Genomic DNA, 26,589 nt, shown 5'->3' on the forward strand with positions numbered 1-26,589 from the left:
TGTTTTACTCAGATTCCGAGGACTTGGTAATACCGAGAATGGTATGCCAGATATCATCCTGGTTCCAGCGTTTCAGGATAAGAACCGGCTGGCTATGCAGAAATTGGATGATTTTTTCCGCTTCACTGCGTAACAGCCCGGAGAGGATAAACCATTTTTGGTTAAGGAAGCCGTCGGTGCGCACCAGATCCTTCATTACATCATAGTGGATATTGGCCACCAGCAGGTCGGTGGCGACGGAGGTATGTTCTTCTGCCCGGCCGTTGACCACCAGAATCTGCCCGTCGAGATTATTCAGCGACACATTGACGTGGGCGGTCTGCGTGGCCAGATAATTGTAGTCGACGGCGATGATTCTTTCGCAGCCGAGTTTGGCGGCGGCCAGCGCCAGGATTCCGGTACCCGAGCCGAGATCGAGCATGGTTTTGACCCGGTTCCCGGCACAGGCGATATCGATGGCTTCAAGGCAGGCCTGGGTGGTCGGGTGGGCGCCGTTGCCGAACACCACGCCCGGGGCGAGGGTGATGGCCACATCGTTTTCGCCGGGCGAGGCCTTGAGCCAGGTTGGGTTAAGCAGAAAACGGCCGATGCGCACCGGTCCTATGTTGCCGCCCTGCCAGTCGGCATAGGTCATTTCATACTCGTCGAGCAGCTTCAGCTGCGGAAAATCGGCGAGGATTTCCTGCACCTTTTCCGGGGCCGGCTGGGTAAAAAAGAGAAAGCTGAAGTCGTCTTCCACCCAGTTGCCGATAAAATTCTCCGCCTCATCCGTGTGCAGAGCGGGGACGATCCCCTCGATATAATAGATAAACAGCAAGGTGTCGGGGCGAAGCAGGAGTGCGGGATGCATAATGAAATCTCTATCAATACTTAATCTTAGTTAAAAAAGCCTGCATTTCAGTGGTTTCTCGTTCCTACGCTCCAGCGTGGGAACGCCGCCTGGACGCTCCAGCGTCCAATAACCAAGCGCTGCGACGGGCCGGCGCTTAAAACCTTCACGCCGGAGCGTGCATTGAGGTTCCCACGCCGGAGCATGGGAACCAGGAAGTAGTGTCGAAGCGCAGGGACAGGATCGTCCTGGAATGTGGTTCTGGTTGCTTCTCGATCCCATGCTCCAGCGTGGGAACCAGGAAGAAGTGTCGAAGCGCAGGGGCAGGACCGTCCTGGAATGTGGTTCTGGTTGCTTCTCGTTCCCATGCTCCAGCGTGGGAACGTAGCCTGGACGCTCCAGCGTCACCATCCTTTTCAATACTTAATCTTAGTTAAAAAAGCCTGCATCTCATTAAGCATATTTTTAACCTGCCCACTATCAACCTCCTCAACCGGCCCTTTCGCCGCAGCATCGCAGAGTTCCAGCCAGCCGACGACCGCCTTGTTGTCCTGCCTGTCGTACAGTTTCTTTTTATATGCCTCTCCGGTCAACTGCAACCCTTTCTTGGCAACGGCTTTGCCCTGGGTCTCATTGTGGATGGCGATGCCTCTGGCCAGACACAGGTTGCGCAGCTGTTTTTCGAGAATGGCCCCGGCGATAACGGCCGCTGCACAATGGTTACCCTGGTCGAACTGCGCCCTGGCCAGGCCAAGCATGTCGATTAGAATATTGCGGGAAATCGCCCCGCTGGTCGTCTCCAGCCAGTCTCCCTGCAGTTCTCTTCTGGCCGCCGTCAGGATGCCGATCCCTCTGCGGGTGCGGCTGGCCGTGTGGTGGGTGACTTCGGTTCGAAAGCTTTCGTAATAGGGACTCATCTCGCTAAAGACGCGGCCGAGATACGAAAGAACACTGATTCTGAAGTCGTGGAATTTTACTTCGTTGACAAGGGATTTTGACTGGCTGTCACTGGTTTCCGTGGCGAGAACTTTTTCTCCCATTGTTATGATTGCTGTAGCCTGGGTAATAAGCTCGTCCTGGTTTTTCATGGTATTCTGGTCTCTGGTCAAATTGGTCGATCAAGTGGGTTGATCATGTTAGTAGCTTACAGATTATGTTCTTGTTTTTTTGCAAGAACATAATCTGTCTCAAGGTACTTATCCCGGCTTGTTTTCCATTTACCGGGGTTAGTTGAAATGGGGAAATGCAAAGTTTCTCCCATATACCCTGTTATGGCAATTTTATCATCTGTCGATTCCGCTAAAAAAAATTTTTTACGAAGCCATCAGTTTTAATGCGGTACTGTTTTTCAATGTTTCCAGGATAAAAGAGGTCTTCACTTTTTGGATGCCGGAGGATTCCAGCCGCCTGACCCGTTCCAGCACGGCAGGCGGCGATAACCCCACTTCCTGGGCCAGTCTGGCGTTGGTGATACGGCCGTTTTCCTGCAGGAGGGTGAGGATCTTTTTGTCTGTTGCGTCAAGCATGGGGGCAATTGAAAGGGAATCATTAAGGTTGTAAAGTCTTGCAGGAAGAATAGCGGAAGGTTTTGCATGTTCTTACCAGAACATCCAGTTTCCGGTTACCACAACATAGATTCCAAGGCCCAAATTCGTCACTGCATGTGCCAGGATAACACCCTTAAGATTTTTTTGACGGACAAGCAGGAAACCATAAAGCAGCCCGGCGATGATTCCCGCAGCCACCTGATAATGCTCAAGGCCAAATAAAACGGCTACACCAATAAAAGAAAACCAGGTAAAAGCACCCAGGGGTACGGAGCGAAAATCAGGATTGATCAGGTATCGCATCAAAAAGGAGCGCCAGAACAATTCTTCCATTACCGGCACAACCAGAGACGAACCAATTAAACGCACGCAGATCAGTGCTATTGCTGCCGATTGAGACCAGCCCATTGAATAAGGATCAAAACCTGCACTCTGGCCGACCTCAAAGAGATATCCCTTCGACATAATCCAGATAACCAGTACCAGCAGACCACAAAGAAAAGCCGTCACGAACTCACGAAAAGAAAGAGAAGATGAAAGATCTGCCGCAAATTTCTGTCGCCAGAACCAGAGCAGAGCCCCGACAGTGATTGTTTTGGCGGTATAAAGGAAAGGAATCAAAGCTGGAAAAAACCGAGCAGGCTCGGTTAATAATAAAAAGAGAGCAAATGGAAAGACATAGGGGAGCCAAGGCTTTTCCCAAAGTTGCTTTAAAAGATTGCTCATTGGTCTCGTTAGGTTATGTTTATGTCATTTTAAAAAACCGTGCTGTGGTTACGCTCCAATATATTTGTCAGGGAAGAAGATAACAGATTCTCGAAATAAAAAAAGATAAAATTGCTACTGCACAGTGCGCTGATATCATTCATTTTGGCACCTGGTAGAAACTGTTAATGCAAGGCAAGCGGCAACTGTCGCAGAGGCTTATTTTTTCGGATTTTCATCCGGACCATCGTCCGGCTTGTTTTTGTGCACCTCGTCGATATCCACATCATAGAGCTGTTTGGCCGCGAGCAGCAAAAAAGGAAGAGTCGTCAGCGGGGCAAAGGTCGGTGCTGCCTGAGCCAGTTTTTGCAAGGTGGGATGCGTCAGGTGAAGTTCCGGCACGACATACTTTAACGTGCAGTAACTGCCTATCGCCAAAAGGACATTCACCCACCAGGGAATGCGCCTGGCCGATTTCGTTGATTGTGCGGGAGAAATTTCGTCAATTTTCTTTTCTTTCATGGGGATTCTTCCAGTACCAGTGCAACCATTTCCCGCACCTGCGCACTCGGATCGTTGCGCAGACGATGGATCTGCGCCAGGGCCTCCGGCGTGCCGATGATGCCGAGAATGGACACCGCCTCGCCGCGCCACAGCGGTTCATCGGCCAGAAGCAGTTCGGCCAGCGAGGGAATGGCGAGCAGTAATTTTTCGGGTTGGATTGCCTGCAGTTCCTCAAAAAGGACGCTGACGCCAAGGCGCACGCTGAACCGTTCGTCGCGGAGGAGCTCTCCGGTCCAGGCATAATATTTCGGTTCACGGCGGAACATGGCAACAATATTGTCCACATGGCCCTGGTCAAGAAAATCGGCAATGACTTTCTTTAATTCCTCGTCGCTGACTTCGTTCTGTGGTTGCATAATGTGCTGTGATAAGAGAATTCTCGGGTAAGAAAGTGACTTTCTTTTTGCCAACCTCATCATAAAGTGCTTGTATTACCCCAGAAAAGCAAGGAAAATGCTGATGGCGTCGTAAAAACTCTTCATCTACTTCGTTGTTTCAATTTTTATATCATTACGACGTACTTTAGTACGCCGAAATAATTTAAAAATCTTACGCCTCGCATATGAAGTTTTTTACTTAGCCATCTTGTCATCCGATTTTGTATGGGCTTTCTCTTGTGGCTTTCCGGGGATCAGGTACACACCGGTAAAAATAACATGGGGGTAGAAAATGATAGAGGTGGATATACCTGGTGCGGTGACTTTGCGACTGTCGCATCTGGTGCTCGACTATAACGGCACTCTGGCACTGGACGGGGATCTGCTTGACGGGGTGGCGGAAAAAATGGCCGAGCTGGCGAGTCATGTGCAACTGCATGTCATTACCGCCGATACCCATGGCACGGTGGCACAGAAACTGCTTGGTTTGCCCTGTGCGTTGCATATTATCGGGGCAAAAGAACAGGACCGCCTCAAGGACGCCTATGTTCGTTCCCTCGGAGAGGAAAAAGTGGCGGCGATCGGCAACGGCCGCAATGATCGGCTCATGCTGAAAAGCGCAGCGCTGGGCATTGCGCTGATCCAGGAGGAGGGGGCAAGTATGGCCGCGATCCTGCAGGCGGACATAGTCTGTACGGATATCCGCGATGCCTTTGACCTTCTCCTGCAGCCGGCCAGGTTGAAGGCGACTCTGCGTAATTAAGGGGGTGGCAACAGAATGGCATGCCGCATCCACCGCCACTCTTTCTCCTTGTTTTTTATGACAGAATTGTAAAATCAGCACTGTTATATTACACTTTTGTGAAATATCAGAAAAAATGATACTTCCGCGGCCAAAACCGCTAATTTTGTTGCGTGGGTACAGCTTATCAGCTAATAATGGCCACATCTCGGTAAATGAAAAGAAAGTCTGGTTTTGCTGCAAGTGTCTAGGTTATCAGCGGATCTCTTGATTGTTGTTTGTGTGAACGTGCATGGTCACAGAGGGTGCCATTGACCGGATTGCCGTTGTTGTGCTGGGTCATGACAACGGAACGGCAATGGTTAACCAAACATAAATGATGTTAACCAGGGAGGAGAAAAGTATGTCGAAACGCAGGTTTTCTGTCTTTTCAATGATGGTTGCAGCAGGCATATCGCTTGCGCTGTGCGGTTCAGTCGGCGCCGCCGACAAATCGATTAAAATTGCTACACAGTCTCCCCTGTCCGGTGACCAGTCGGTGATCGGTGTGGACATCAAACGTGGTGCGGAACTGGCCCTCGAGCAGTTGGGCGGCCCCCTGGTTGATATGGGTTTCAAGATTGATCTGGCCCCGTTCGACGATCAGGCCAACCCGGATGCCGGTGTCGCCAATGCCAAGCGCATCGTCTCCGATCCGGCCATTCTCGCCGTTGTCGGACACTACAACTCTGGGGTGCAGATCCCGTCTTCCGAGGTGTACCATACCTCGGGTCTGGTCAATGTTTCCCCGGCCAACACCAATCCCAAGGTAACCACCCGCGGCTACCTGGAAGTCAACCGTATCGTTGGACGTGATGATGTTCAGGGCGTGGTCGGTGCCGATTTTGCCAGCTCCAAGGGGGTAAAAAGTGTCTTTGTTGTCCATGATAAAACCGCATATGGCCAGGGTATTGCCGAATTCTTCAAACAGAGAGCCACGGAAAACGGTATGAAGGTTCTTGGTTTTGAAGGAACGGAAGAAAAAGCGAACTTTGACGCGCTGCTCTCCCCGGTGGTTGCCGGTAATCCGGACCTGGTTTATTTTGGTGGCATGGCTTTCCAGGCTGCCGTTCTGTTCAAGCAGGCTCGTGAGAGAGGCTATGAAGGCATCTTCCTCAGCGATGACGGTTTTGATTCCTCCGATGCCGCGAAGATCGGCGGCGACACCTTGATTGCCGGCGGCGGAACGTTCTATTCCACCGTTTCCGGCCCGGCTTCCGTGTATGCGGGAACGGCAAAGTTCATCAAGGATTTTGAAGCAAAGTACAACGCAACACCGCAGCCTTTTGCCGCGCAGGCGTATGACTCCATGGCTATCAGCCTGAAAGCCATAGAGGACGCGGCAAAGGCCGCGGATAATGCGGTTCCCACCCGTGAGGCTGTTGCCAAGGCAGTTCGCGCCCTCAAGGAATTCAAGGGTATCACCGGTACCTTTACCTTCAATGATATTGGTGATCCCGAAAAGGCGCTCTATTTTGTTATCCAGGTTGTATCAAAGGATCCTGCCAAATGGAGCGAAAATAAGGTTGTTCAGACTCTTGAAATTGCCCCTCCTCAGTAAGACTTCCTAAGTTCTTGGCCCGGCCCTCTGCCCCGCAGAGGGCCGGTAGATTTTTAACGTTAGGGAGTAATCATGATACGATTCCTAAAGCGCATAAATGTGTATGAACTGGTGCGGCCTGTCGGCCAGATGATGGCCTTTTCCTGCGGCAGCGCAGCGTTCATGTCGGCTATCGCTATTGCTCTTGCCCTGGCTTTAGACGATACCGCCGTCGGCGTGAGCCTGATGGACAAATACAACGTCAGCCTGTTTACCTATACCATGCTCAATCTGCCCCAGGTCATCATCGACGGGCTGACTATCGGCTTTGTCTATGCCGCCATCGCCCTCGGCTATACCATGGTGTACGGGGTTCTTGAATTCATAAATTTCGCTCACAGCGAGATTTTTGCCGTTGGCGCTTTTGTCGGCGTGGAGCTGCTCATTGCCCTGGACGGTCTGGGGATTCTGGCTGGTGCCTCGCTGGGTATGGCCTATGCCTATCTCATTCTCGCCATCCTTCTGGGGATGATTGCCGCCGGTGGTCTTGCCGTCGCCGTCGAACGGGTTGCCTATCGACCCCTGCGCGGCATGTCCCGCCTGGTTCCGCTTATCTCGGCGATTGGTGTCTCCTTTCTTCTCCAGGATATTATTCGTCTGGTGGAAAGTTTGACCTCCGGCCAGTTCAACCGGATCATGCCCACCTTTGGTAATTTTGACAGTCGCATTATCTTCGGTAAGATTGCCATGGGCACCTCCAAGCTCACCCTGGGTATTTCGGTGAAGTCGATCATTGTCATCGTCTCCGCCGTACTGATGCTGGTCGGACTGAATTACCTGGTCAATGCCACCAGGGTCGGCAAGGCGATGCGGGCGGTTGCCCAGGATCGTCCGACCGCCGGCCTGATGGGTATCAATGTGAATCGGATCATTTCTCTTACCTTTCTGGTCGGTGGTCTCTTAGGCGGAGCCGCCGGGGTGCTCTATGCCTTGAAATTTACCCGCATCGATCCCTTTGTCGGTTTTTTTCCCGGCTTGAAAGCCTTTACTGCCGCGGTTCTCGGCGGTATCGGCAATATGACCGGCGCGGTGCTTGGCGGGATTGTTCTCGGTATGCTGGAAACCTTTGCCGGATCGTATATGGGCGTGTTCACCATGGGTGCGGCGGGGTCTGAATACAAGGATATTTTTGCTTTCAGTATTCTTATACTTGTTCTCATCTTCCGCCCCCAGGGGCTGATGGGCAAAAACGTCGCTCAGAAAGCATAGGAGAGTCGCATGATTTCGTTGTTCCTCAAAGATGTGTTCAACCGGGTAAATCAGGGACGCTGGCCGTACTTGATCGTCATTGGCCATATCCTGGCCGGCACTCTGCTGGTCTATAGCCAGCCGCGGTCAAATCTCGCTTTTCTGGTGTTGATGACCTCGTTTATGTCGCTCTATTTCTTTACAACCAGCCTGCGTTTCAAGCTGATCGCCGGAACCATTCTTGCGCTGGTTATCATTCCGATTGTCGGCGTCAGAAATATCTTCTATCTGGAGGTTATTTTTCAGATCAGTGTCTTCGCGGCGCTGGCCCTGGGCCTGAATATTGTCGTCGGTTTTGCCGGACTGCTTGATCTGGGCTATGTGGCCTTTTATGCCGTCGGCGCCTATCTCTGGGCTTTTTTCGGGTCGCAGCAGTTTTATGTGCTGCATTTTGCCCCCGGTACGCAGCCGTCGGACCTGCCGTTTCTTTTGCCGGGCGATGCCTTTTATATGTTCCTGCTCGTCGGTGTGGTCATTGCCGGTTTGACGGGCATCCTCCTCGGGCTGCCGGTGTTGCGTCTGCGTGGGGATTACCTGGCGATTGTCACCCTCGGCTTCGGCGAAGTGATCAGGGTGCTCGCCAACAACCTCGATAAACCGCTCAATTTCACCAACGGCCCCCAGGGTATCACCCCCATCCAGCGCCCTTCGATGCCGGAGCCGGTGGTCGAGTGGTTTAATGCCGTGTTCCGCGGCGTGGTCGGCCACGATGTGACGCCCGCGGACATGTATAACCTGATGTTTTATATTTTTGCCCTGATCGTCATCATCGTCATCATTTTTGTCACCCGCCGTCTGGACGACTCGAAGCTTGGCCGTGCCTGGACAGCGGTACGTGAAGATGAAACCGCCGCCATTGCCCAGGGCATTCCCCTGGTGAAGATGAAACTTGCCGCCTTTGCCGTCGGCGCGTCCTTTGCCGGGGTCATGGGCGTGTTACTTGCCGCGAGCAGGACCTTTATCAGTCCGGAATCGTTTTCTTTCATGCAGTCGATCGGGGTGCTGACCATGGTTATTCTCGGTGGCGCGGGCAGTATTCCCGGGGTCATCCTTGGTGCAGCGACGGTGACTATTCTCAATCTCCAGGTGCTGCAGGGCTTTTCCCTCTATCTCAATGAGCTGAGGCAGAGCGACGCGGTGATGCCGATTATCAATTTTGCCTGGAAAGATCTGTCGCCCCAGCTTGATCCGGCAAAATACCAGCGCATGCTTTTTGGCCTTATCCTGGTCCTGATGATGATCTTTCGTCCAGCCGGATTGATTCCCGCCACCCGGCGCAAACGCGAAATCGAAATGGAAGAGACCAAATAAGGAGAGGGTGTGACCATGGCCTTACTGGAAATTAACAATTTGACCAAGACCTTTGGTGGCTTGAAAGCCATCAGCGACGTCACCTTCTCGCTCGAAAAAGGCCGTATTGTCTCGATAATTGGACCGAACGGTGCCGGGAAAACGACATTTTTCAATACCCTGACCGGCATCTATAAGTCCGATGGCGGGACCATCACCTTCAACGGTAAATCCCTCGTCGGTCTTCGGCCGGATCAGATCGCCGCGCGCGGCATTGCCCGGACCTTTCAGAATATTCGCCTCTTTCCGGATATGTCGGTTATAGAAAATATCCTGGTCGGCATGCATATCCATTTACAGCAGTCGCCCCTGCAGACGCTTTTTCGTTTGCCTGGTTTCAAAAAAGAAGAAGCGGCGGCGGAAAAAAAGGCGATCCAGCTGATGCGCTATGTCGGCCTGAAGCGGGTGGAAAACGAATTGGCGAAAAATCTGCCCTATGGCGCCCAGCGCCGGCTGGAGATTGCCCGTGCGCTTGCCGCCGATCCGCTGCTGCTGTTACTCGATGAGCCGGCTGCCGGGATGAATCCCCAGGAAACGGAGGATATCATCCGCCTGTTCCGCAATATCAAGGCGGACATGGGCATAACTATTCTGTTGATCGAACATGATATGCGCGTTGTCATGAACATTTCCGAAGACATCTGCGTCATGGATTATGGGGAAAAAATTGCCGAGGGGACGCCGCAGGAAATCCGTGCCAATAGCCGGGTCATCGAGGCCTATCTGGGCCGCGGAGCTGTAGCCGGACAGCATGAGGAGAAAATGAAATGAGCCTGCTGCACATAGATAATATCCACAGTTACTACGGCCAGATCCATGCCTTGAAGGGCATATCCGTCGAGGTCAACGAAGGAGAGATCGTCACTCTGATCGGCTCGAACGGCGCCGGCAAGAGTACTACCCTGCGGACCATTTCCGGCATGATGCATCCGAAAAAGGGTCGGATCATCTTTATGGGAAAGGATATCTCGAAAAAAGAGCCGCATCAGATTGTCCATTCGGGGATGGTCCATGTGCCGGAGGGGCGCGGCATCTTTCCCACCCTGACGGTCAAGGAAAACCTGGAAATGGGCGCTTTTACCATTAGCGACAGAAGGCTGGTTGAAGAGCGGATGGAATATGGCTTCTCGCTTTTCCCACGCTTGAAGGAGCGTATCGATCAATTCGGCGGCACCCTGTCCGGCGGCGAACAGCAGATGCTCGCCATCGCCCGCGGTCTGATGATGAATCCGCATCTGCTGATGCTCGATGAACCGTCGATGGGGCTGGCGCCGATTCTTGTCGAGTTGATCTTTGATATCATCAAGGAACTCAATGACAACCACGGGACAACCATCCTGCTGGTCGAGCAGAACGCCCTGATGGCCCTGTCCATCGCCCATCGCGGCTATGTCATGCAGACCGGCGAGATCACCGTCACCGATACTGCGGCCAATCTGCGGGATAATGAGGAGGTGCAAAAGGCCTATCTTGGTGTCTCCTAAAGGGATGAATGCTCTTGTTCCAGGTCCATGGCCACGAGATGGGCGTAGTGTCCGCCGTGCTGCAGCAGTTCCTCGTGGCTGCCCTGCTCGACGATCCTGCCATGGGCCATGACCACGATATGGTCCGCCCGCCGAATGGTTGACAGTCGGTGGGCGATGACCAGCGAGGTCCGGCCCTTGAAGCTGTCGGCTATGGCCTGTTCGAGGATATTCTCCGATTCCGTGTCGATGGCCGCCGTTGCTTCATCAAGGACGACAATGGCCGGGTTGCGGCACAGCACCCTGGCAAACGAGAGCAGTTGTTTTTCCCCGGTGGACAGTTCCAGTCCCCCTTCCCCGATAACCGTATCCAGCCCCGACGGGAGTTTGTCGACAAAACGGTTCATGCCTGTCTGGTCGAGAATTGCCTGAATTTTCTCCCGTGAGCAGCCGGTATCCATGACGATATTGGCAAAAAGGGTATCCTGCAGAATAAACACATCCTGCAGAATGACGCCGACGATGGTGCGCAGCTGCTGCACATCCAGGCCGGTGATATCCTGGTCATCGATGCGGATGGCTCCCTGCTGCGGGTCATAAAATCGCAGCAGCAGGTTGACCAGGGTTGTCTTGCCCGATCCGGTGGTGCCGACCAGGGCCACGGTCTGTCCAGGATAGACGGTGAGCGAAACGTCATGCAGGATAGGATTGTCCGGGCTGTAGCCGAAACGAAGATGGTTGAATTCGAGCCGGCCGGCTACCTTGTCGAGCTTTTGGGGTTGCGGCAGCTGCCTGATCTCGCTTTTGGTGTCAAGCAGCTGAAAAATACGTTCGGCGGAGGCCATCGCCGACTGGACGACGGAATATTTCTGGGCCAGCTCCCGGAGCGGTTGAAAAAACAGGCGCATATAGGAGATAAAGGCGACCAGTTCGCCCAGGGTCAGCCGCTGCTGCAGGACTTCACCGCCGCCATACCAGAGGATAATGGCCACGGCGGCGGAACTCATAAATTCGGTGAGCGGCATAAAGAAGCCGAAAAGTTTGATCTGCCGCAGCGTGCGGTGCAGAAAGCCTTCACTGAGCTGTTCAAAGGTCTCCCTGCTCGATTTCTGTCGGCCGAAAAGCTGAATGATGGCGATGCCGGAAATGATCTCCGACAGAAAACTGTTCAGCTTGGCCAGCTGGCTGCGTATTTCCCTGAATCTCTCCCGGGCCAGCCGGGCAAAGAGAATAGTCACAAAAAGGGCAATGGGTACAAAAAGGGCCATCAGGCCGGCCAGCCGGGGATTCATCCAGAACAGCAGGGCGAGTATCCCGACCAGGCGCAGGAGGTCGTTGAACAGGGTGACGATGACCGAGGTGAACATCTCGTTCATGTTCTGGATGTCGTTGGTCAACCGGGTCACCAGTCGGCCTATCGGATTATTGTTAAAAAACCGTAGATCGAGATGCAGGAGGTGGCGGAAAAGATGCTGCCGGATGGTGTGCATCACCGATTGACCGACCCATTCGAGGATGAGAATCTGGCAAAACGACGCAAAGAAGATGCCGACGATAAGCAGAGCGTAGCGCAGCGTCGTAATCCCGAGACCGGCCAGTCGCTCCTCGGTCGACACGGTCGAGGCGGTAATGTGATTATCGATGGCGGTCTGTACCAGATAGGGCAGGGTCAGGGTCGCCCAGGTGATGAGTATGGAGATGAGCACGGCAGAAGCCAGGCCGAGCCAGTACGGCGCGGAAAAGTGAAAGATCCTTTGCCAGAGATGGAAATCGCTGAGTGAACCCTGCTGCCCCTTTTCACTGTAGCCGTAGTCCATCATGGCAGCGACGTCTCCTTGCTGCCGTTTTGCGTCATCTGTTTATCAAACATCGATTGATAGAGAATATTTTCCAGAAGCAGCTGCTCGTGGCTGCCCTGGCACTCTATCGTGCCATCGGCCAGGATGATGATGCGGTCGGTCATCGACAGCAGCTTGATGCGATTGGAGACGATCAGAACGGTTTTTCCGGCAAAGTGCCGTCGCAGACCGGCGAAAACCTCATGCTCGGTGGCCACATCGACTGCCGACAGCCCGTCATCGATGAGCAGTACCGGCCGGTCGCACAGCAAAGCCCTGGCCAGGGCCAGCCGTTGCCGCTGACCACCGGAAAGTTTCACGCCGCGTTCCCCGGTCATGGTGTCGTAGCCGTCCTGCAGCGTGAGAATATCGTCATGGATGGCCGCATTGATGGCGGCCTCGATAATCTCCTCCCGGCTGGCATCCTCCCGGCCGAGGGCAATATTGGCCGCAATGGTATCGGAAAACAGCAGCGGCTCCTGGCCGACATAGCCGATGTGCGAGCGGATGAACTGCAGGGGCAGCTGATTGACATCGACGCCGCCGAAAAAGAGTTTCCCGTCGGCCACCGGATACAGCCGGGCGAGCAGCTTGCACAGGGTTGATTTGCCGGAACCGGTCCGGCCGGTAATCCCATGGATACCCGGGCCAAGGGAAAGGGTAAGATTTTTCAGCACCGGAGCAGAGTCGGCAGAATAGGAAAAAGTCAGATTTTCGAGGGCAAAACCCGGCCGGCGGAACATTGCCGGCTCGGTCGGCAGTACAGGGTCCGGCAGCACGGTCCGGCTGGTGACCAGTTCGTGGATGCGGCCGAGGGAGGTGAGCCCTCGCTGCACCAGATTGGCCACCCAGCCGATGGCCATCATCGGCCAGATGAGCATGTACAGATAGGTGATGAAGGCGACGAAATCGCCGAGGCTGATGCTGCCGTCGATGACCAGCCGGCCGCCGAAATAGAGAACCATCAGCATGCCGAGGCTGCCGACCAGGGTGGCAAGCGGGCTGATCAGCCCCTGGATGGCGGCAACGCGAAGATTGCTGCGAAAATATTTCTTGCCGATTCGGCCGAATCGGTCGGTTTGAAAATTCTCCATGGTATAGGCCTTGATCAGACCGATGGAGATGAGCGTTGAACGGGAGAATTCGGTCAGGGCGGAAAACTGTTCCTGCACCGTGGCAAAGCGTTTGTGCAGCTTGCCGGAGAGAATGCGGGTGGACACGGCCAGAAGAGGCATCGGCAGCAGGGCCAGCAGGGTGAGCAGGGGATGGATGGCGATCATAAAACCGATGGCCGCAAGAGACATGACCAAAGCGTCGATGGCCGCGACCATACCCATGCCGCAGGCCATCTGCACGGCGGCCAGGTCGTTGCTCGAATGGGCCATCAGGTCGCCGGTGGTGTGTTTTTCAAAGAACGGCATGTCCATCTTGAGAATATGGGCGAATATCCGGTTCCGCACCGCCCGCTCGAGCAGACGGGAAAAGCCGATGATCAAGTAGCGCCAGACAAAGCGCAAGGCGACCACCCCAGCGGCAATGAGGAGAATCAGCCCGCCAAGACGCAGCAGCCCCGTCGTTGAGATGGTCATCGTTTCCAGGCCGTCGACCGCATATTTGATAATTCGCGGGATGGTCAGCTGAAGCAGATCAACGAGGACAAGGGCGGCAAAGCCGACGGCCAGGCGCAGGCGATGGCTGCGGTAGGTGGGCAGCAGCAGCTCACGAAGCTGTGAAAAGGGCACCCGCCTGGTCTCGGTCTGGCTAGCGGCAGTGGAGGTAGTTGAACTCAAGTTATAGCCTAAATTTTTTATAGATATATGGGTGTACGAAATGCGCACAGTCGCAGATAATAATGACCGATTGTCTAAATGTCACCCTTAATGGCGTCGTAAAAACTCCTCATCTTGTTCATTGTTACAATTTTTCTATCATTACGACGTACTTCAGTACGCCGAAATAATAGAAAAATTGCACGCCTCCAATATGAAGCTTTTGACGCATCCATCGAAAATCGAAGTTTTTACGAGGCGGATTACAGGATGGCTAAGTAAAATACTGTGTATTCTCCAGACTTGTTTGCATGGAACTGCTCGTCCTGCTTGCAATGCGCCAAGCTTAGCGATACAATAGCCGGTCACACGTAAGGCTTATCCCTCATAACTCGTAAAAACTTACATCTTCGAAATAATGCTTCTCACATTCATCACCTATTGTGCCGTTGGCGCCATTGCCGGAATTCTCGCCGGGTTACTCGGTATCGGCGGAGGCCTGGTCATTGTGCCGATGCTCGTCTACGTCTTTGCTCTCAACAATATTCCTGCCGAGCTGACCATGCATCTGGCCCTGGCCACCTCCATGGCGAGTATTATGTTCACCTCGGTGTCAAGCTTTATGGCCCATCACAGGCGGGGCGCGGTACATTGGCATGTGGTGAAGCGGATCGTCGCCGGTATCCTCCTCGGCACCTTTCTTGGCGCCTCATTTGCCTCGGCCATGTCGACCAATTTCTTGAAAGTGTTTTTTGTTATCTTTCTCTACGTCGTGGCGGTGCAGCTGCTGCTCAATAAAAAGCCGAAAGGCGGACGTGAACTGCCGGGGAAACTCGGCATGTTCGGCGTGGGCAACGGTATCGGCGTAGTGTCCAGCCTGGTCGGTATCGGCGGCGGCTCGCTGTCGGTACCCTTCATGCTCTGGTGCAATATCCCGGTCCATCACGCCATCGGCACCTCGGCGGCGATCGGCCTGCCCATCGCCATAGCCGGCACCGTCGGTTATATCGTCAACGGCTGGAATGTCGCCACGCTGCCGCAATATTGTGTCGGGTATGTCTATCTGCCGGCTCTGGTCGGCATTGCCGCCGTCAGTGTCCTGACCGCGCCGCTCGGCGTCAAACTGGCCCATAGTCTGCCGGTGGACCGCTTGAAGCGCATCTTCGCCCTGCTGCTCCTTGTCGTGGCGACGAAGATGTTGCTCGGGGTTATCTGACGCGGTCCCCATTGACGAAAAAAACGCACGATCTGTCATGCAGACCGTGCGTTTTGGGAAGCAGATTTGGTGCTGGGAGGTAGTCTGATTATTTGGGGATACTGCCCTCAACCCCTTCGACATACCAGTTCAAGCCAAGCAGCTCTTCATCGGAGATAACCTCTCCGGCTTTGACCACCAGTTCACCTTTCTGGTTCTTGATCGGACCCTGGAACGGATGCAGGGTTCCGTCGATAATCGCCTGCTTCACCTCGTCGGCCGCTTGACGAACATCAGCCGGAACGGCCTCGCCGTACGGCGCCATTTCGACCATCCCTTGCTTCAGGCCATGCCAGGTGTCGGTCGATGTCCAGGTGCCATCCATCACTGCCTTGACCCGGTCAATATAATAGTTGCTCCAGTTATCGACAATCGAGGTCAGTTGCGCTTTCGGGGCGAAGGCCTTCATGTCCGAGGCCTGGCCGAAGGCGTAGACACCGCGGCTTTCCGCGACCTGCAAAGGTGCCGGTGAGTCGGTATGCTGGGTGATAATGTCGGCACCCTGGTCAATAAGGACCTTGGCGGCATCGCCTTCCTTGCCTGGATCAAACCATGAGTTCACCCAGATAACCTTGACGGTTGCCTCGGGGTTGACTTTGCGCAGGGCCAGGGTAAAGGCATCGATGCCGCGAATAACCTCCGAGATGGGAAAAGAACCGATATATCCGACGACATTTGATTTGGTCATCTTGCCGGCAATGGTGCCGAGTACTGTCCGGCCTTCATAAAACCGGGCGGAATAGGTGCTGACATTGTCCGCACGGTTGTAGCCGGTGGCATGTTCAAACTTGATATTTTTAAATTGCTTGGCGACCTTCAGGGTCGGGTTCATAAAGCCGAAGGAAGTGGTGAAAATAATATCGTGGCCGGCAGTGGCCAGCTGACGGATAACCCGTTCCGCATCCGCTCCCTCCGGGACACTCTCGACATAGGAAGTTTTGATGCCCAGTTCTTTTTCCACAGCCAGACGGCCCTGATCATGCTGGTAGCTGTAGCCATGATCGCCGATCGGGCCGACATAGACAAAAGCCGCTTTCGTTTCCGCGGAAGCACTGCTGCCGACGGCAAGGGTCGCGGCGAACATCAATGAAAATACCATTTTTCTCAGCATGTTTTCTCCTTTTTTAGATGATAAAAGTTAATGATAAAAAATACAGCTGCCAATACACAACATTTGGATTAACGACTCGGATGAAACGGCCGGCCCAGGCTTGCCGGGGCATTTAATTTGATCTTGGAAACATCCCTGGAGATGATCACCAGAACCAGGATCGTCGCCAGATACGGCAGCATCGACATGACCTGGGAGGGGATGCCGATGCCCAGCGCCTGGGCATGTAACTGCAAAATTGAAATGCCGCCGAACAGGTAGGCGCCAAACAGGACGCGGCCGGGGCGCCAGCAGGCAAAAACCACCAGGGCCAGGGCAATCCAGCCGCGACCCGCGGTCATCTGTTCGACCCACATCGGCGAATAGGCCAGTGACAGGTAGGCTCCGCTCAGTCCGGCCATGGCCCCCCCGAACAGTATCGCCATGAATCGGATCTTGATCACCGAGTAGCCCATGGCATGGGCGGCATCATGGGAATCGCCCACGGCGCGCAGAATGAGACCTGCCCGGGTTTTATGCAAGAAATAATGGATGGCGGCAACCATGACGATTGACAGGTAGACGAGGAAATCCTGTTGAAAAAACAGGGTGCCGACAACCGGCAGGGCAGCGAGACCGGGGATGGCAATTTTAGGCATGCCCTGGTAGGCGATACCGACCATGCCCTGACCCATCAAGGCGCTGAGGCCAATGCCGAAAATAGTCAAGGCCAGGCCGGTAGGCACCTGGCTGGCGTGGAAGGTAAGCACGAACATGGCAAAAATTGCCGCCATGCATGTCCCGGCAAGGACGGCGGCGATAATGGCCACGGTCGCGCTGCCGGAAGCGTGCACGGTAATAAAGCCGATTATCGCCCCCATCACCATCATGCCTTCCACCCCGAGGTTCAATACCCCGGATTTTTCCGTGACCATTTCCCCAAGGGCGGCAAAAAGCAGCGGTGTTGCCGCGGTGATAATCGTTAACATTGCCGGAATAAGTAAATCCATCAGCTTTTCTCCACCGCCGGGGCAGCCATGCCGAATTGCAGACGATAGAGGATCAGGACATCACTGGCCAGTAAAAAGAACAGCAGCAATCCCTGAAACACCCCGGTCACGGCGACGGGTAAATTGAGTTGAATCTGTGCGGTTTCTCCGCCCAGATAGGTTAAGGCGAGCAATAACCCGGCAAACAGCACGCCGAGCGGATGCAGTCGCCCGACGTAGGCGACGATAATGGCGGTAAAGCCGTAGCCGGGGGAAATGTTCGGCAGCAACTGGCCGATGGGGCCGGCAACCTCGATGGTTCCGGCTAATCCGGCCATGCCGCCGCCGAGAAGCAGGGTCGTCCAGATGATCTTCGCGTGACTGAAGCCTGCATGTTCGCAGGCCGCCGGGGCGGAGCCGGCAACCTTGATCTGATAGCCAAGCAGGGTTCGGGAGAGGATGAGCCAGCCCAGGCCGACGGCGACCAGGGCAATAATGGCGCCGATATGCAGGCGGGTTCCTTCCTGCAGAAGAGGCAGCAATGCCGAGTCACTGAACTGCCTGGATTCGGGGAAATTGAAACCCTCCGGATCTTTCAAGGGGCCGTGCATCAGCATGTTCAACAACAGCCCGGCGACGTAACTGAGCATCAGACTGGTGAGAATCTCGTTGGCGTTGAAGCGGACGCGCAAAAAGGCGACGATGGCCGCCCAGGCGACGCCGCCGAGAACGCCGGCAGCTAACATGAGGGGGATGATATAAAAACCCTCCTGGCCATAAAAATACAGTGCCACCACCCCGCCGCATATGGCGCCCATGGTTAACTGGCCTTCGGCGCCGATATTCCAAACTCCGGCCTTGAACCCCAAGGCCAGGGCCACCCCGATCAAGACCAGCGGGGTGGCTTTGACGCCGAGCTCGGCCAGGCCATAGACAGTTGACAGGGGTTCGATAAAAAAGGCGTGCAGGGCGCCAAGGGGGGAAACACCCATAATGAGAAAGAGGATGATCCCGGCGAGCATGGACAGCAGCAGGGCGAGCACCGGCGACAGATAGACCATCGCTTTGGAAGGAAGACGGCGTCTAACTAAATGAGGCCACATGGGCATCTCCTTTTTCCAGCGAGACACCAGCCATGAGCAGCCCGACTTTTTCAACGGTCATTTCCGCGGTAGGATAAAATCGCGATAGGCGCCCCCCGCAGATTGCCCCGATTCTGTCGGACATTTCCATTAATTCGTCGAGATCCTGAGAGATAACCAGTACCGCAGCGCCCCTGTCGGCCAGTTTACGCAGCGACTGACGTATCGTCTGTGTCGCCCCGGCATCAACGCCCCAGGTCGGTTGGGAGACGATGAGGATATCCGGCTGCTGGGTCAGTTCCCGGCCGATGATAAATTTTTGCAGATTGCCGCCGGACAGGCTGTTGGCCGGCACCTTGGCGCCTGCGGTCTTCACCCCGAAATCGGCGATGACCTTCTGGGCGAAGTTTCTGGTTTTCGAGTAATTGATGAGGCCTTTTGCCAGCAGGCCCATGCGCTGAAATCCGGTCATAAAGGCATTGTCGACCAGATCCATGTCCGGGATGGCCCCATGACCCAGTCTTTTTTCCGGGACACTGGCCATGCCTGCCTTGCGTCGGGCGTTGGGGCCAAGTTTACCGGAAGGCCGGTTTTCGATCATGATACTCGCCGCCGATTGACAGCTCTCTTCTCCGTTCAGGGCCTTGAGCAGTTCATCCTGGCCATTGCCGGCAACACCGGCGATGCCGACGATTTCTCCGGCGCGCACCTCAAGATGGATATCGGTTAAGGAGATACCGGTATTATCCATTGCCGGCAGCGTCAGGTTGTCGACCTTCAAGCGTATTGCTCCGGTGGCGACCGACTGGCCCCGGGCAATTTTTTCCATTTCTTCGCCCATCATCATCATGGCCAGCGACGAGGTGCTCTCCGTATCGACGGCGACCGTACCGATACGCTTGCCGAGGCGGAGGATGGTCGCCTGGTGGCAGAGGGATTTTATTTCATCGAGTTTATGACTGATATAGAGGATGGCCAGGCCCTCTTCGGCCAGGCGATTCAAGGTCAAAAACAATTTCTGCACTTCCTGCGGGGTCAACACCGAGGTCGGTTCATCCATCACCAGCAATCGAGGGTTCTGCAGCAGGCAGCGGATTATTTCAATGCGTTGCCGCTCGCCGACGGATAAGGTGTAGACATGCCGATGCGGATTGAGAGGCAGGCCGTACCGTTCGGATATTTCCGTAATTTCACCGGCCAGTTTTTTCAGATCAACCGCCCGGTTTATTCCCAGTGAAATGTTTTCGACGACGGAGAGGGAATCAAACAGCGAAAAGTGCTGAAACACCATGGCAATGCCGAGGTCGCGGGCGTGGGCCGGGCTGTCTATCGTCACCGGCCTGCCATTGAACAGGATAGTGCCGGCATCCGGTCTGAGGATGCCGTAGATCATCTTCACCAGAGTGGATTTCCCGGCGCCGTTCTCCCCCAGCAAGGCATGAATTTCACCGGGTTTTATTTTTAAATCAACCGCGTCGTTGGCAAGCACGCCGGGAAATGCCTTGGTCATGCCCTGTAATTCGATTAAATATGGACAATTGTCTTTCATGCAAGTGTTGCTGAGAGGTAAGCGTTATTTCTAAGTGACACGAGAGGGTAGAATATACATGCGTGTGTACATGCGCATCCTGGCTTCGCACCAATGCGGCCCTTTGACACAACCTACTTTATTTTGTTCTTTTATTATATTTTTTTGGCAGTATATCAATTGAATTCGTCACCGGTGCGGTGGCTCTTTGTTCTTCTTTACCAATAAGACAGCCGGAACAAAACAACAAAATACTTTCTCCAACAAGGAATGGTGTGCGCAATATGATCAAAGACCAGCGGAGGTGGTTCCTTTATATACTGCTGCTGGCCTTGCCCTTTTTCTTCGTCGGCGGACCGGATTATGACAGTCGACGATCAGTGAAGGAGCTGTGGAATCTTGGCCATTTCTTCTTTTTTATAGTATTCATTCTGGTGCAGGACAGCTACTGGTGTTCCATGCATCGGTCGCTTTATTTCCGAATAGGCGCCGCATTTCTCACCGTGACCTGCCTTGCTTTTGGCACCGAGTTGCTGCAGTTGCTTATCACTGATCGGTTCTTTTCCTGGGGCGATGTCGGCATGGATCTGATGGGCGGGGCCACCGCCCTGCTCTGGCGGGCCGGTCGAGGCCTGCCTCGCCTGCAGGCGACGCTCACGGTGGTGGTGTCGATTGCTCTTGTGTGTGTCAATTTCGTTCCGCTTGGCCGCGTTCTGGTCGATGAATATCGCAGTGGCCGGGATTTCCCCCTGCTCGCCGGGTTTGAGACTTCGATTGAGCTGCGCCGCTGGGCAAGTGACCGGGTTGAGCTGTCGCGGGTGACGCTGCCGCGTGTGCAGGGCAACTCTTCGGCGCGGATCACCCTGACCACCGATAAATATTCCGGGGTGGCCTTAAAGTATTTTCCCGGCGACTGGCAGGGCCGACGCGCCCTGGCCTTTCATGTCTTTAATCCTGGTCACCCTCTGACCCTGCATTACCGTGTGCATGACGCTCTCCACCGAGGCGAAATGCAGAACTTTGGCAATCGGTACAATGGCCGTACCCTTTTGACCGAGGGGTGGAATGAAATTATCATCCCCATGGCGGATATTCTTGCCGCGCCCGAGGGGCGCCCAATGGATGTGACGAAAATCCGTGGTTTCGGCGTTTTTGTCGTGCAGCAAAAGGAGCGGCGTGTGCTGTTTCTCGATAATGTCCGTCTGTTGTAAGTCTTTTTCCAATAACCTCAATGCGCAAAACCATTTTATGTCATTTTCTCATCTTGGCCTCTCCGAACCTCTCCTTCGTGTTCTTGGTGAACAGGGCTATAGAGCTCCTTTTCCGATTCAGATCAAGGCGCTGCCGGCGGTGCTTTCCGGCAGAGATGTCATGGCCGCGGCGGAAACCGGCACCGGCAAGACCGCCGGCTTTGTCCTGCCCCTGCTGCAGCGTCTTGCCGGCGGCAGGGCCGTGCCGGCCAATCATATCCGCGTGCTGATCCTGACGCCGACCCGTGAGCTGGCGGTACAGGTGGCCGAGAGTGTGGCAATCTACGGCAAATATCTGTCGCTGACCTCGGGGGTGGTCTACGGCGGGGTGAAGATTAATCCGCAGATGATGAAACTGCGCCGCGGCCTTGATGTGCTGGTCGCGACCCCGGGACGACTGCTTGATTTGTATGGCCGGAATGCCGTCAGGTTTGCCCAGGTGGAGACGCTGGTGCTCGACGAGGCGGATCGTTTGCTCGACCTCGGTTTTTTGAATGATATCAGGGCAATAATCGCGCTGCTGCCGAAAAAACGTCAAAATCTCCTGTTTTCCGCCACCTTTTCCGAAGAGATCCGCCTATTGACTGAGACGCTGCTGAAAAACCCGCTGAGGATAGAGGTCGGCCCGAAAAACAGTCCGGCGAGAAGTGTCGAGCAGTGCCTGTACGAGGTCGACAAAAAGAGGAAGGCGGGCCTGCTCAGTCACCTGGTGCGCGACCGGGGCTGGCAGCAGGTGCTGGTTTTTACCCGAACACGCGACGGCGCCGATCGGCTGGTGCAGAAGCTGGAGCACGACGGCGTCGTCGCCGCAGCGCTGCACGGCGACAAGGGGCAGCAGGAGCGCAGCCGCGTCCTCGCCGCCTTCAAGGCGGGAGAAATTCGCGTCCTGGTGGCAACCGACATTGTTTCCCGGGGTATCGATATCAATGAACTGCCCCAGGTGGTGAATTTTGATCTGCCCCAGGTTGCCGAGGATTATATCCATCGCATCGGCCGTACCGGGCGGGCCGGGGTGGCGGGGGAGGCTGTTTCACTGGTGAGTGCCGATGAGGTGCAACATCTCGCGGCAATCGAGAGTCTCATCGGCCAGGCGCTGGTGCGCGAGGTGGAGGACGGTTTTATTCCGACGCATAACGTCCCGTTAACCCGGCCAATACCCCAGCGTCCGAAAAAGCCGAAGAAACCGAAAAAGCCCAAGCAGGCCATAGCGCCGGTGCGACCTAAGGGGCGGAAGTGATACGGAGGGATTTGACCAGCAGGGAAAAAAGGCTGAAACCCCGGTTGTGTCGGCGGGCACACAACCGGGATTTTTTAGTTATAGCTTAGACATCCATGTCGGCAGGTTCATAGAACTCTTTCGGATGCTGACAGCTTGGGCATTTTACTGGTGGCTCGGTTGCGGTATGGGTGTAACCGCAGAGAGAGCAGCGCCATTTGATGGGTTGTTCGCGGGTGAAAACAGTTCCTTTTTCCACCATTTCAAGCAACCTTTTGTATCGTTCGCGATGTTCCGCTTCAATTTTACCAATCTGCTTGAACAGCATGGCGGCTTCCATATTTCCTTCTGCTTCGGCCTCTTTGGCAAAAGTAGGATACATGGTCACGGTTTCATAATCTTCGCCTTCAACGGCCTCTCTCAGATTTGCCGCCGTATCGCCGATTCCATTTAGAAGCTTAAAGTGATCATTGGCATGACGCATTTCATTAAAGGCCGTCTCTTCAAAAATTTTGGCGACGTAATGATATCCTTCCTTGCGGGCGACGTTGGCAAAAAAGGTGTATTTATTGCGGGCCTGTGATTCGCCTGAAAATGCAGCCTTTAAGTTTTCAATGGTTTTACTCATGTAATCCTCCATATATGGGTTTGGGTGTCGAGGGCGGTGTCCAAAGAACACAGCTGAGTTATTGCCTTCACAATAATGATTCCTATTTACAAGAAAGTATTTTTCCTGTCAACGATTTTTTTTGTATAGCGGGCTTTTTGCCATGCCAACGGCTGTTGTTGCTTTATCGTACGACAAGCGGTAGTTCAAGCCGCAGAGAGATATTACTTACCACCGGTAAAGGGGAAGCAAGAATAACGGAATATAAAGATGATAGGGGTGATTTTTTATATAGCTTTTATCTGACACTTAATGTATTAAGAAGGGTTGTTCGTGTGCAGCAACTACCAAATGGACATCATTTTATGGTGGCCATGTATTATAGAAGTACCCGTTGAGTCAGTTGAGTAAGGAGTTGCAGCTTGCTGCAACTCCTTACTTTTTTATTTTCCCACAGCTTTTTATAAGCGAGGCCGGATGGAAGCCGGTTGCAACGTTGCAGAGGACAGCAGCCATGAGTAAGGATTTATCGAAAGTAAGAAATATTGGTATCAGCGCCCATATCGATTCGGGAAAGACCACCTTGACCGAGCGTATCCTGTTTTATACCAAGAGGATCCATGCGATCCATGAGGTACGCGGGAAAGACGGTGTCGGGGCAAAGATGGACTCCATGGAACTTGAAAAAGAGCGTGGTATTACCATTCAGTCCGCCGCAACCTACTGCTCCTGGAAAGATATTGACATTAATATCATTGATACCCCGGGCCACGTTGATTTCACCGTTGAAGTTGAGCGGGCTCTCAGGGTTTTAGATGGAGCCGTGCTGGTGCTTTGTTCGGTTGGCGGGGTGCAGTCCCAGTCAATCACGGTAAACAGGCAGATGACCCGCTACAATGTTCCCCGCATTGCCTTTATCAACAAATGCGACCGTACTGGTGCCAATCCTGAAAAAGTGACCAAGCAGCTGCGGGAAAAACTCGAGCTGAACGCCCATCTGCTGCAGATGCCGATCGGTTTAGAGAGTGACCTGAGAGGTGTCGTCGATCTTATCACCATGAAGGCGGTTTATTTCGATGGGGAGAGCGGGGAGGATATCCGCATAGAAGAGATTCCCGCAGCTATGCTGGAAGAAGCCAAGGAAAAGCACGAGGCATTGCTCGAAGAAGTGTCAATGTTCTCCGAGGAGCTGATGGAGGCCCTGCTCGAAGGTGGCGAGGTTGATCCCGCATTAGTGTATGACGCCATCCGTAAAGGAACGCTTACCCTTGAATTCACCCCTGTTCTCGTTGGTTCAGCCTATAAGAACAAGGGCGTTCAGTCGTTACTCGACGCCGTGGAGAGCTATCTTCCCTGCCCGACGGATATTGTCAATATGGCCCTTGATCTGAATGACGGCGAAAAAGAATTCCCGGTCAGCAATGATCCCAAGGATCCTCTTGTTATGCTCGCCTTCAAACTGGAAGACGGACGCTACGGTCAGCTGACCTATACGCGAACCTATCAGGGCACGTTGAATAAAGGGGACACGATCTTCAATAGAAGGACCGGCAAGAAAGTGAAAGTCGGCCGTCTCTGCCGCATGCATTCCAACGAGATGGAAGAGATTGATTCGTGCGGTTCCGGGGATATCGTCGCCCTGTTCGGTATCGATTGCGCCTCCGGTGATACCTTCACCTCCGAGGGAATCTCCTGCTCGATGACCTCGATGCATATTCCCGAGCCGGTCATTTCCCTGGCGGTAATACCTGTCGATAATAAGGCGCAAGTCAATATGTCCAAGGCGCTGAACCGGTTTACCAAAGAAGATCCGACCTTCAAGACCTTTGTCGACCATGAAACCGGCGAGACCATTATCTCCGGCATGGGCGAGTTGCATCTGGAAGTATATATCGAACGTATGAAGCGCGAGTACGGCGCCCTGGTCGAGGTAGGCGCCCCACAGGTTTCCTACCGTGAGACCATTTCCCAGCGGGCGGATTTCAACTATACCCACAAGAAACAGACCGGTGGTTCTGGGCAGTATGGACGGGTTGCGGGCTATCTGGAACCGTTTACGGAAGGCGATTACGAATTCGTCGACAGTATCGTCGGTGGGGTTATTCCCCGTGAATTTATCGGATCCTGTGATAAAGGATTCAAAAAATCCATTGAGAAGGGATCACTGTGCGGTGCACCGATTACCGGCGTCCGCTGTGTCATCAATGATGGTGCGTACCATGCCGTCGACTCCTCCGATGTGGCTTTTCAGCTGGCTGCCATAGGTGCCTTCAAAGAAGGTTATCTCAAGGCAAAACCGGTTATCATGGAACCGATAATGAAGGTTGCCGTTGAGGGACCCTCCGAGTTTCAGGGTTCGGTCATGGGCTCAATCAATCAGCGACGCGGCATGATTATCGGTACCACCGAGGAAGGCAACTACTCGGTTGTTGAGGCGGAGGTGCCGCTGTCCGAGATGTTCGGCTATTCAACCACCCTCCGTTCACTGACCCAGGGCAAGGCCGAGTTCACCATGGAGTTTGCCACCTTCAAGCAGGTGCCGAAGAGTGTCAGTGAGCAGCTGGTTAAAGAGTACCAGGACGAGCGGAAGAACAGTTGATAAACTTTCTGCTTCAGATTACAACTAGAGTCTGTTGATAGCCTGATTTGGTAGACTGAATTGATAGACTGTATTTATAGACGGTAACAGTATACGAACGACTGCACGAACGATGCAGGTTGAAAGGAATTTAAAAAGGTGAACTGCCATGGGAAATGAGCTGATAGTTAATAATCCACTTCGAGCTCTTGGGCTCGAGGAAAAGGCGGGCGGAACGGGGCAGGCAATGATGGGCCTGGTTATGGCCAGGGCCGGACTGGGTAAGACTGCAATTTTGGTGCAATTCGCCCTCGATTGTATGTTGCTCGGCAATAAAGTGCTGCATGTGTCGATCGGCGAGGGAGTCGATAAGACTCGAACCTGGTACGATGACATTCTTTCCCTGCTGACCGATGGAGAGAAAATTGAGTCTATACCGGAAGTCATGAAAAATCGCATGATTATGACTTTCAAGGAGAGTTCCTTCTCCAAGGCCAAGCTCGAAGAAAGATTGGATGACCTGGTGCAGCAGAATATCTATAAGCCGGAATGTCTGATCATTGACGGGTATGATTTTGAAAAAAACGACAAGGAATCTCTTGAGGAGCTGCGCGATTTCATGAATACGCGCGGTCTGAAAATGATCTGGTTCTCGGCACTCAGCCATCGGGATGACAAGCGAGTCAGCCTCGACGGTGTTCCGGCTCCCTGTCATGAAGTGGATATGCTGTTCGATACCATCCTGCTGATCAAACCTGAGGGGGATTCCATGAAACTGAATATAGTCAAGTGTGACACCTGTTCGGTTGATCCCGGTTCCACGCTGATGCTTGATCCATCGACGATGCTTATCAAACAGGTCTAGGAGACTAACCGAGAATACCCTTTTTCCCCGGCTCCGCGTTATTTCAGAAAAATAATGC

The 26,589-nt window shown here is 53.8% G+C and carries 24 protein-coding genes; 11 read left to right on the forward strand and 13 right to left on the reverse strand.

The annotated features are described in order from the left end of the window. Nucleotides 1-4: 4 nt before the first annotated feature. The 6 genes from ACYQ8U_RS13630 to ACYQ8U_RS13655 all read right to left on the reverse strand — a co-directional run bounded on the left by ACYQ8U_RS13630 (nt 5) and on the right by ACYQ8U_RS13655 (nt 4,001). Nucleotides 5-850, reverse strand: coding sequence for a 50S ribosomal protein L11 methyltransferase (locus tag ACYQ8U_RS13630; RefSeq protein WP_459946096.1), 846 nt, complete (start codon nt 848-850; stop codon nt 5-7). A gap of 395 nt (nt 851-1,245) precedes the next feature. Continuing rightward, complete coding sequence (locus ACYQ8U_RS13635; protein ID WP_459946097.1) at nt 1,246-1,917, reverse strand: hypothetical protein; 672 nt, start codon at nt 1,915-1,917, stop codon at nt 1,246-1,248. Between the two features lie 225 nt (nt 1,918-2,142). Further along, nucleotides 2,143-2,355, reverse strand: coding sequence for an Lrp/AsnC family transcriptional regulator (locus ACYQ8U_RS13640; RefSeq protein WP_459946098.1), 213 nt, complete (start codon nt 2,353-2,355; stop codon nt 2,143-2,145). Between the two features lie 72 nt (nt 2,356-2,427). Further along, the gene (locus ACYQ8U_RS13645) at nt 2,428-3,102 is read right to left on the reverse strand and encodes a CAAX prenyl protease-related protein (RefSeq protein WP_459946099.1); all 675 of its coding nucleotides are present in this window, start codon (nt 3,100-3,102) and stop codon (nt 2,428-2,430) included. A gap of 198 nt (nt 3,103-3,300) precedes the next feature. Continuing rightward, the gene (locus ACYQ8U_RS13650) at nt 3,301-3,603 is read right to left on the reverse strand and encodes a hypothetical protein (protein ID WP_459946100.1); all 303 of its coding nucleotides are present in this window, start codon (nt 3,601-3,603) and stop codon (nt 3,301-3,303) included. Continuing rightward, nucleotides 3,600-4,001, reverse strand: coding sequence for a HEAT repeat domain-containing protein (locus ACYQ8U_RS13655; protein WP_459946101.1), 402 nt, complete (start codon nt 3,999-4,001; stop codon nt 3,600-3,602). Before ACYQ8U_RS13655 ends, ACYQ8U_RS13650 begins: the two co-directional genes overlap by 4 nt. Nucleotides 4,002-4,314: 313 nt before the next feature. Here ACYQ8U_RS13655 and ACYQ8U_RS13660 point away from each other — a divergent pair, with 313 nt between their 5' ends. From ACYQ8U_RS13660 to ACYQ8U_RS13685, 6 genes are all read left to right on the forward strand, one after another. Beyond that, nucleotides 4,315-4,785 (forward strand): HAD family hydrolase, encoded by a 471-nt coding sequence (locus tag ACYQ8U_RS13660; RefSeq protein WP_459946102.1) that lies wholly within the window; start codon nt 4,315-4,317, stop codon nt 4,783-4,785. 382 nt (nt 4,786-5,167) lie between these two features. After that, the gene (locus ACYQ8U_RS13665) at nt 5,168-6,364 is read left to right on the forward strand and encodes a branched-chain amino acid ABC transporter substrate-binding protein (protein WP_459946103.1); all 1,197 of its coding nucleotides are present in this window, start codon (nt 5,168-5,170) and stop codon (nt 6,362-6,364) included. Between the two features lie 72 nt (nt 6,365-6,436). After that, nucleotides 6,437-7,612, forward strand: a complete 1,176-nt coding sequence (locus ACYQ8U_RS13670) for a branched-chain amino acid ABC transporter permease (protein ID WP_459946104.1) — start codon at nt 6,437-6,439, stop codon at nt 7,610-7,612. 9 nt (nt 7,613-7,621) lie between these two features. Beyond that, nucleotides 7,622-8,962, forward strand: a complete 1,341-nt coding sequence (locus ACYQ8U_RS13675; RefSeq protein ID WP_459946105.1) for an ABC transporter permease subunit — start codon at nt 7,622-7,624, stop codon at nt 8,960-8,962. Nucleotides 8,963-8,977: 15 nt separating this feature from the next. Continuing rightward, complete coding sequence (locus tag ACYQ8U_RS13680; protein ID WP_459946199.1) at nt 8,978-9,772, forward strand: ABC transporter ATP-binding protein; 795 nt, start codon at nt 8,978-8,980, stop codon at nt 9,770-9,772. Further along, nucleotides 9,769-10,485, forward strand: coding sequence for an ABC transporter ATP-binding protein (locus tag ACYQ8U_RS13685; RefSeq protein WP_459946106.1), 717 nt, complete (start codon nt 9,769-9,771; stop codon nt 10,483-10,485). Before ACYQ8U_RS13680 ends, ACYQ8U_RS13685 begins: the two co-directional genes overlap by 4 nt. Here the strand turns inward: ACYQ8U_RS13685 and ACYQ8U_RS13690 are convergent. Both ACYQ8U_RS13690 and ACYQ8U_RS13695 read right to left on the reverse strand, forming a co-directional pair. Further along, nucleotides 10,482-12,284 carry an ABC transporter ATP-binding protein gene (locus ACYQ8U_RS13690; protein WP_459946107.1) on the reverse strand — a complete coding sequence of 601 codons (1,803 nt, stop codon included), beginning with the start codon at nt 12,282-12,284 and terminating at the stop codon, nt 10,482-10,484. The genes ACYQ8U_RS13685 and ACYQ8U_RS13690 overlap by 4 nt on opposite strands. Next, nucleotides 12,281-14,092 (reverse strand): ABC transporter ATP-binding protein, encoded by a 1,812-nt coding sequence (locus ACYQ8U_RS13695; RefSeq protein WP_459946108.1) that lies wholly within the window; start codon nt 14,090-14,092, stop codon nt 12,281-12,283. The genes ACYQ8U_RS13690 and ACYQ8U_RS13695 overlap by 4 nt, the downstream gene beginning before the upstream one ends. A gap of 397 nt (nt 14,093-14,489) precedes the next feature. Here ACYQ8U_RS13695 and ACYQ8U_RS13700 point away from each other — a divergent pair, with 397 nt between their 5' ends. Further along, a complete protein-coding gene (locus tag ACYQ8U_RS13700) occupies nt 14,490-15,287 on the forward strand; it encodes a sulfite exporter TauE/SafE family protein (RefSeq protein ID WP_459946109.1) in 798 nt (265 codons plus the stop codon). Between the two features lie 88 nt (nt 15,288-15,375). Here the strand turns inward: ACYQ8U_RS13700 and ACYQ8U_RS13705 are convergent, their stop codons facing one another. The 4 genes from ACYQ8U_RS13705 to ACYQ8U_RS13720 all read right to left on the reverse strand — a co-directional run bounded on the left by ACYQ8U_RS13705 (nt 15,376) and on the right by ACYQ8U_RS13720 (nt 20,036). Further along, entirely contained in the window at nt 15,376-16,437 is a 1,062-nt protein-coding gene (locus tag ACYQ8U_RS13705; protein ID WP_459946110.1) for a BMP family ABC transporter substrate-binding protein, read from the reverse strand. A gap of 68 nt (nt 16,438-16,505) precedes the next feature. Then, on the reverse strand, nt 16,506-17,426 hold the full coding sequence (locus tag ACYQ8U_RS13710) for an ABC transporter permease (protein WP_459946111.1): 921 nt from the start codon (nt 17,424-17,426) through the stop codon (nt 16,506-16,508). Continuing rightward, a complete protein-coding gene (locus ACYQ8U_RS13715; protein WP_459946112.1) occupies nt 17,426-18,508 on the reverse strand; it encodes an ABC transporter permease in 1,083 nt (360 codons plus the stop codon). Before ACYQ8U_RS13715 ends, ACYQ8U_RS13710 begins: the two co-directional genes overlap by 1 nt. Continuing rightward, complete coding sequence (locus tag ACYQ8U_RS13720; RefSeq protein ID WP_459946113.1) at nt 18,489-20,036, reverse strand: ABC transporter ATP-binding protein; 1,548 nt, start codon at nt 20,034-20,036, stop codon at nt 18,489-18,491. The genes ACYQ8U_RS13715 and ACYQ8U_RS13720 overlap by 20 nt, the downstream gene beginning before the upstream one ends. 263 nt (nt 20,037-20,299) lie before the next feature. Between ACYQ8U_RS13720 and ACYQ8U_RS13725 the strand changes: the two genes are divergently transcribed. After that, the gene (locus ACYQ8U_RS13725; RefSeq protein WP_459946114.1) at nt 20,300-21,226 is read left to right on the forward strand and encodes a VanZ family protein; all 927 of its coding nucleotides are present in this window, start codon (nt 20,300-20,302) and stop codon (nt 21,224-21,226) included. Between the two features lie 37 nt (nt 21,227-21,263). After that, on the forward strand, nt 21,264-22,502 hold the full coding sequence (locus ACYQ8U_RS13730) for a DEAD/DEAH box helicase (protein WP_459946115.1): 1,239 nt from the start codon (nt 21,264-21,266) through the stop codon (nt 22,500-22,502). An 85-nt stretch (nt 22,503-22,587) separates the two neighbouring features. Here ACYQ8U_RS13730 and ACYQ8U_RS13735 read toward each other — a convergent pair whose 3' ends face one another. Then, a complete protein-coding gene (locus tag ACYQ8U_RS13735; RefSeq protein ID WP_459946116.1) occupies nt 22,588-23,109 on the reverse strand; it encodes a rubrerythrin family protein in 522 nt (173 codons plus the stop codon). A gap of 493 nt (nt 23,110-23,602) precedes the next feature. Here ACYQ8U_RS13735 and fusA point away from each other — a divergent pair, with 493 nt between their 5' ends. Together fusA and ACYQ8U_RS13745 are read left to right on the forward strand one after the other, a co-directional pair. Further along, nucleotides 23,603-25,687, forward strand: a complete 2,085-nt coding sequence (fusA, locus tag ACYQ8U_RS13740) for an elongation factor G (protein WP_459946117.1) — start codon at nt 23,603-23,605, stop codon at nt 25,685-25,687. A gap of 148 nt (nt 25,688-25,835) precedes the next feature. After that, entirely contained in the window at nt 25,836-26,531 is a 696-nt protein-coding gene (locus ACYQ8U_RS13745) for an AAA family ATPase (protein WP_459946118.1), read from the forward strand. Nucleotides 26,532-26,589: the final 58 nt, after the last annotated feature.

It is taken from the genome of Desulfocastanea catecholica (assembly GCF_054657295.1).

Bases quoted from the DNA above. Each gene is read 5' to 3' on its own strand.
- ACYQ8U_RS13650 (WP_459946100.1), bottom strand. From the start codon at position 3,603: ATGAAAGAAAAGAAAATTGACGAAATTTCTCCCGCACAATCAACGAAA.
- ACYQ8U_RS13675 (WP_459946105.1), top strand. From the start codon at position 7,622: ATGATTTCGTTGTTCCTCAAAGATGTGTTCAACCGGGTAAATCAGGGA.
- ACYQ8U_RS13725 (WP_459946114.1), top strand. From the start codon at position 20,300: ATGATCAAAGACCAGCGGAGGTGGTTCCTTTATATACTGCTGCTGGCC.
- ACYQ8U_RS13665 (WP_459946103.1), top strand. From the start codon at position 5,168: ATGTCGAAACGCAGGTTTTCTGTCTTTTCAATGATGGTTGCAGCAGGC.
- ACYQ8U_RS13730 (WP_459946115.1), top strand. From the start codon at position 21,264: ATGTCATTTTCTCATCTTGGCCTCTCCGAACCTCTCCTTCGTGTTCTT.
- ACYQ8U_RS13710 (WP_459946111.1), bottom strand. From the start codon at position 17,426: ATGGATTTACTTATTCCGGCAATGTTAACGATTATCACCGCGGCAACA.
- ACYQ8U_RS13660 (WP_459946102.1), top strand. From the start codon at position 4,315: ATGATAGAGGTGGATATACCTGGTGCGGTGACTTTGCGACTGTCGCAT.
- ACYQ8U_RS13690 (WP_459946107.1), bottom strand. From the start codon at position 12,284: ATGATGGACTACGGCTACAGTGAAAAGGGGCAGCAGGGTTCACTCAGC.
- ACYQ8U_RS13655 (WP_459946101.1), bottom strand. From the start codon at position 4,001: ATGCAACCACAGAACGAAGTCAGCGACGAGGAATTAAAGAAAGTCATT.
- ACYQ8U_RS13630 (WP_459946096.1), bottom strand. From the start codon at position 850: ATGCATCCCGCACTCCTGCTTCGCCCCGACACCTTGCTGTTTATCTAT.
- ACYQ8U_RS13640 (WP_459946098.1), bottom strand. From the start codon at position 2,355: ATGCTTGACGCAACAGACAAAAAGATCCTCACCCTCCTGCAGGAAAAC.
- ACYQ8U_RS13715 (WP_459946112.1), bottom strand. From the start codon at position 18,508: ATGTGGCCTCATTTAGTTAGACGCCGTCTTCCTTCCAAAGCGATGGTC.
- ACYQ8U_RS13705 (WP_459946110.1), bottom strand. From the start codon at position 16,437: ATGCTGAGAAAAATGGTATTTTCATTGATGTTCGCCGCGACCCTTGCC.
- ACYQ8U_RS13735 (WP_459946116.1), bottom strand. From the start codon at position 23,109: ATGAGTAAAACCATTGAAAACTTAAAGGCTGCATTTTCAGGCGAATCA.
- fusA (WP_459946117.1), top strand. From the start codon at position 23,603: ATGAGTAAGGATTTATCGAAAGTAAGAAATATTGGTATCAGCGCCCAT.
- ACYQ8U_RS13635 (WP_459946097.1), bottom strand. From the start codon at position 1,917: ATGAAAAACCAGGACGAGCTTATTACCCAGGCTACAGCAATCATAACA.
- ACYQ8U_RS13745 (WP_459946118.1), top strand. From the start codon at position 25,836: ATGGGAAATGAGCTGATAGTTAATAATCCACTTCGAGCTCTTGGGCTC.
- ACYQ8U_RS13645 (WP_459946099.1), bottom strand. From the start codon at position 3,102: ATGAGCAATCTTTTAAAGCAACTTTGGGAAAAGCCTTGGCTCCCCTAT.
- ACYQ8U_RS13720 (WP_459946113.1), bottom strand. From the start codon at position 20,036: ATGAAAGACAATTGTCCATATTTAATCGAATTACAGGGCATGACCAAG.
- ACYQ8U_RS13700 (WP_459946109.1), top strand. From the start codon at position 14,490: ATGCTTCTCACATTCATCACCTATTGTGCCGTTGGCGCCATTGCCGGA.
- ACYQ8U_RS13685 (WP_459946106.1), top strand. From the start codon at position 9,769: ATGAGCCTGCTGCACATAGATAATATCCACAGTTACTACGGCCAGATC.
- ACYQ8U_RS13680 (WP_459946199.1), top strand. From the start codon at position 8,978: ATGGCCTTACTGGAAATTAACAATTTGACCAAGACCTTTGGTGGCTTG.
- ACYQ8U_RS13670 (WP_459946104.1), top strand. From the start codon at position 6,437: ATGATACGATTCCTAAAGCGCATAAATGTGTATGAACTGGTGCGGCCT.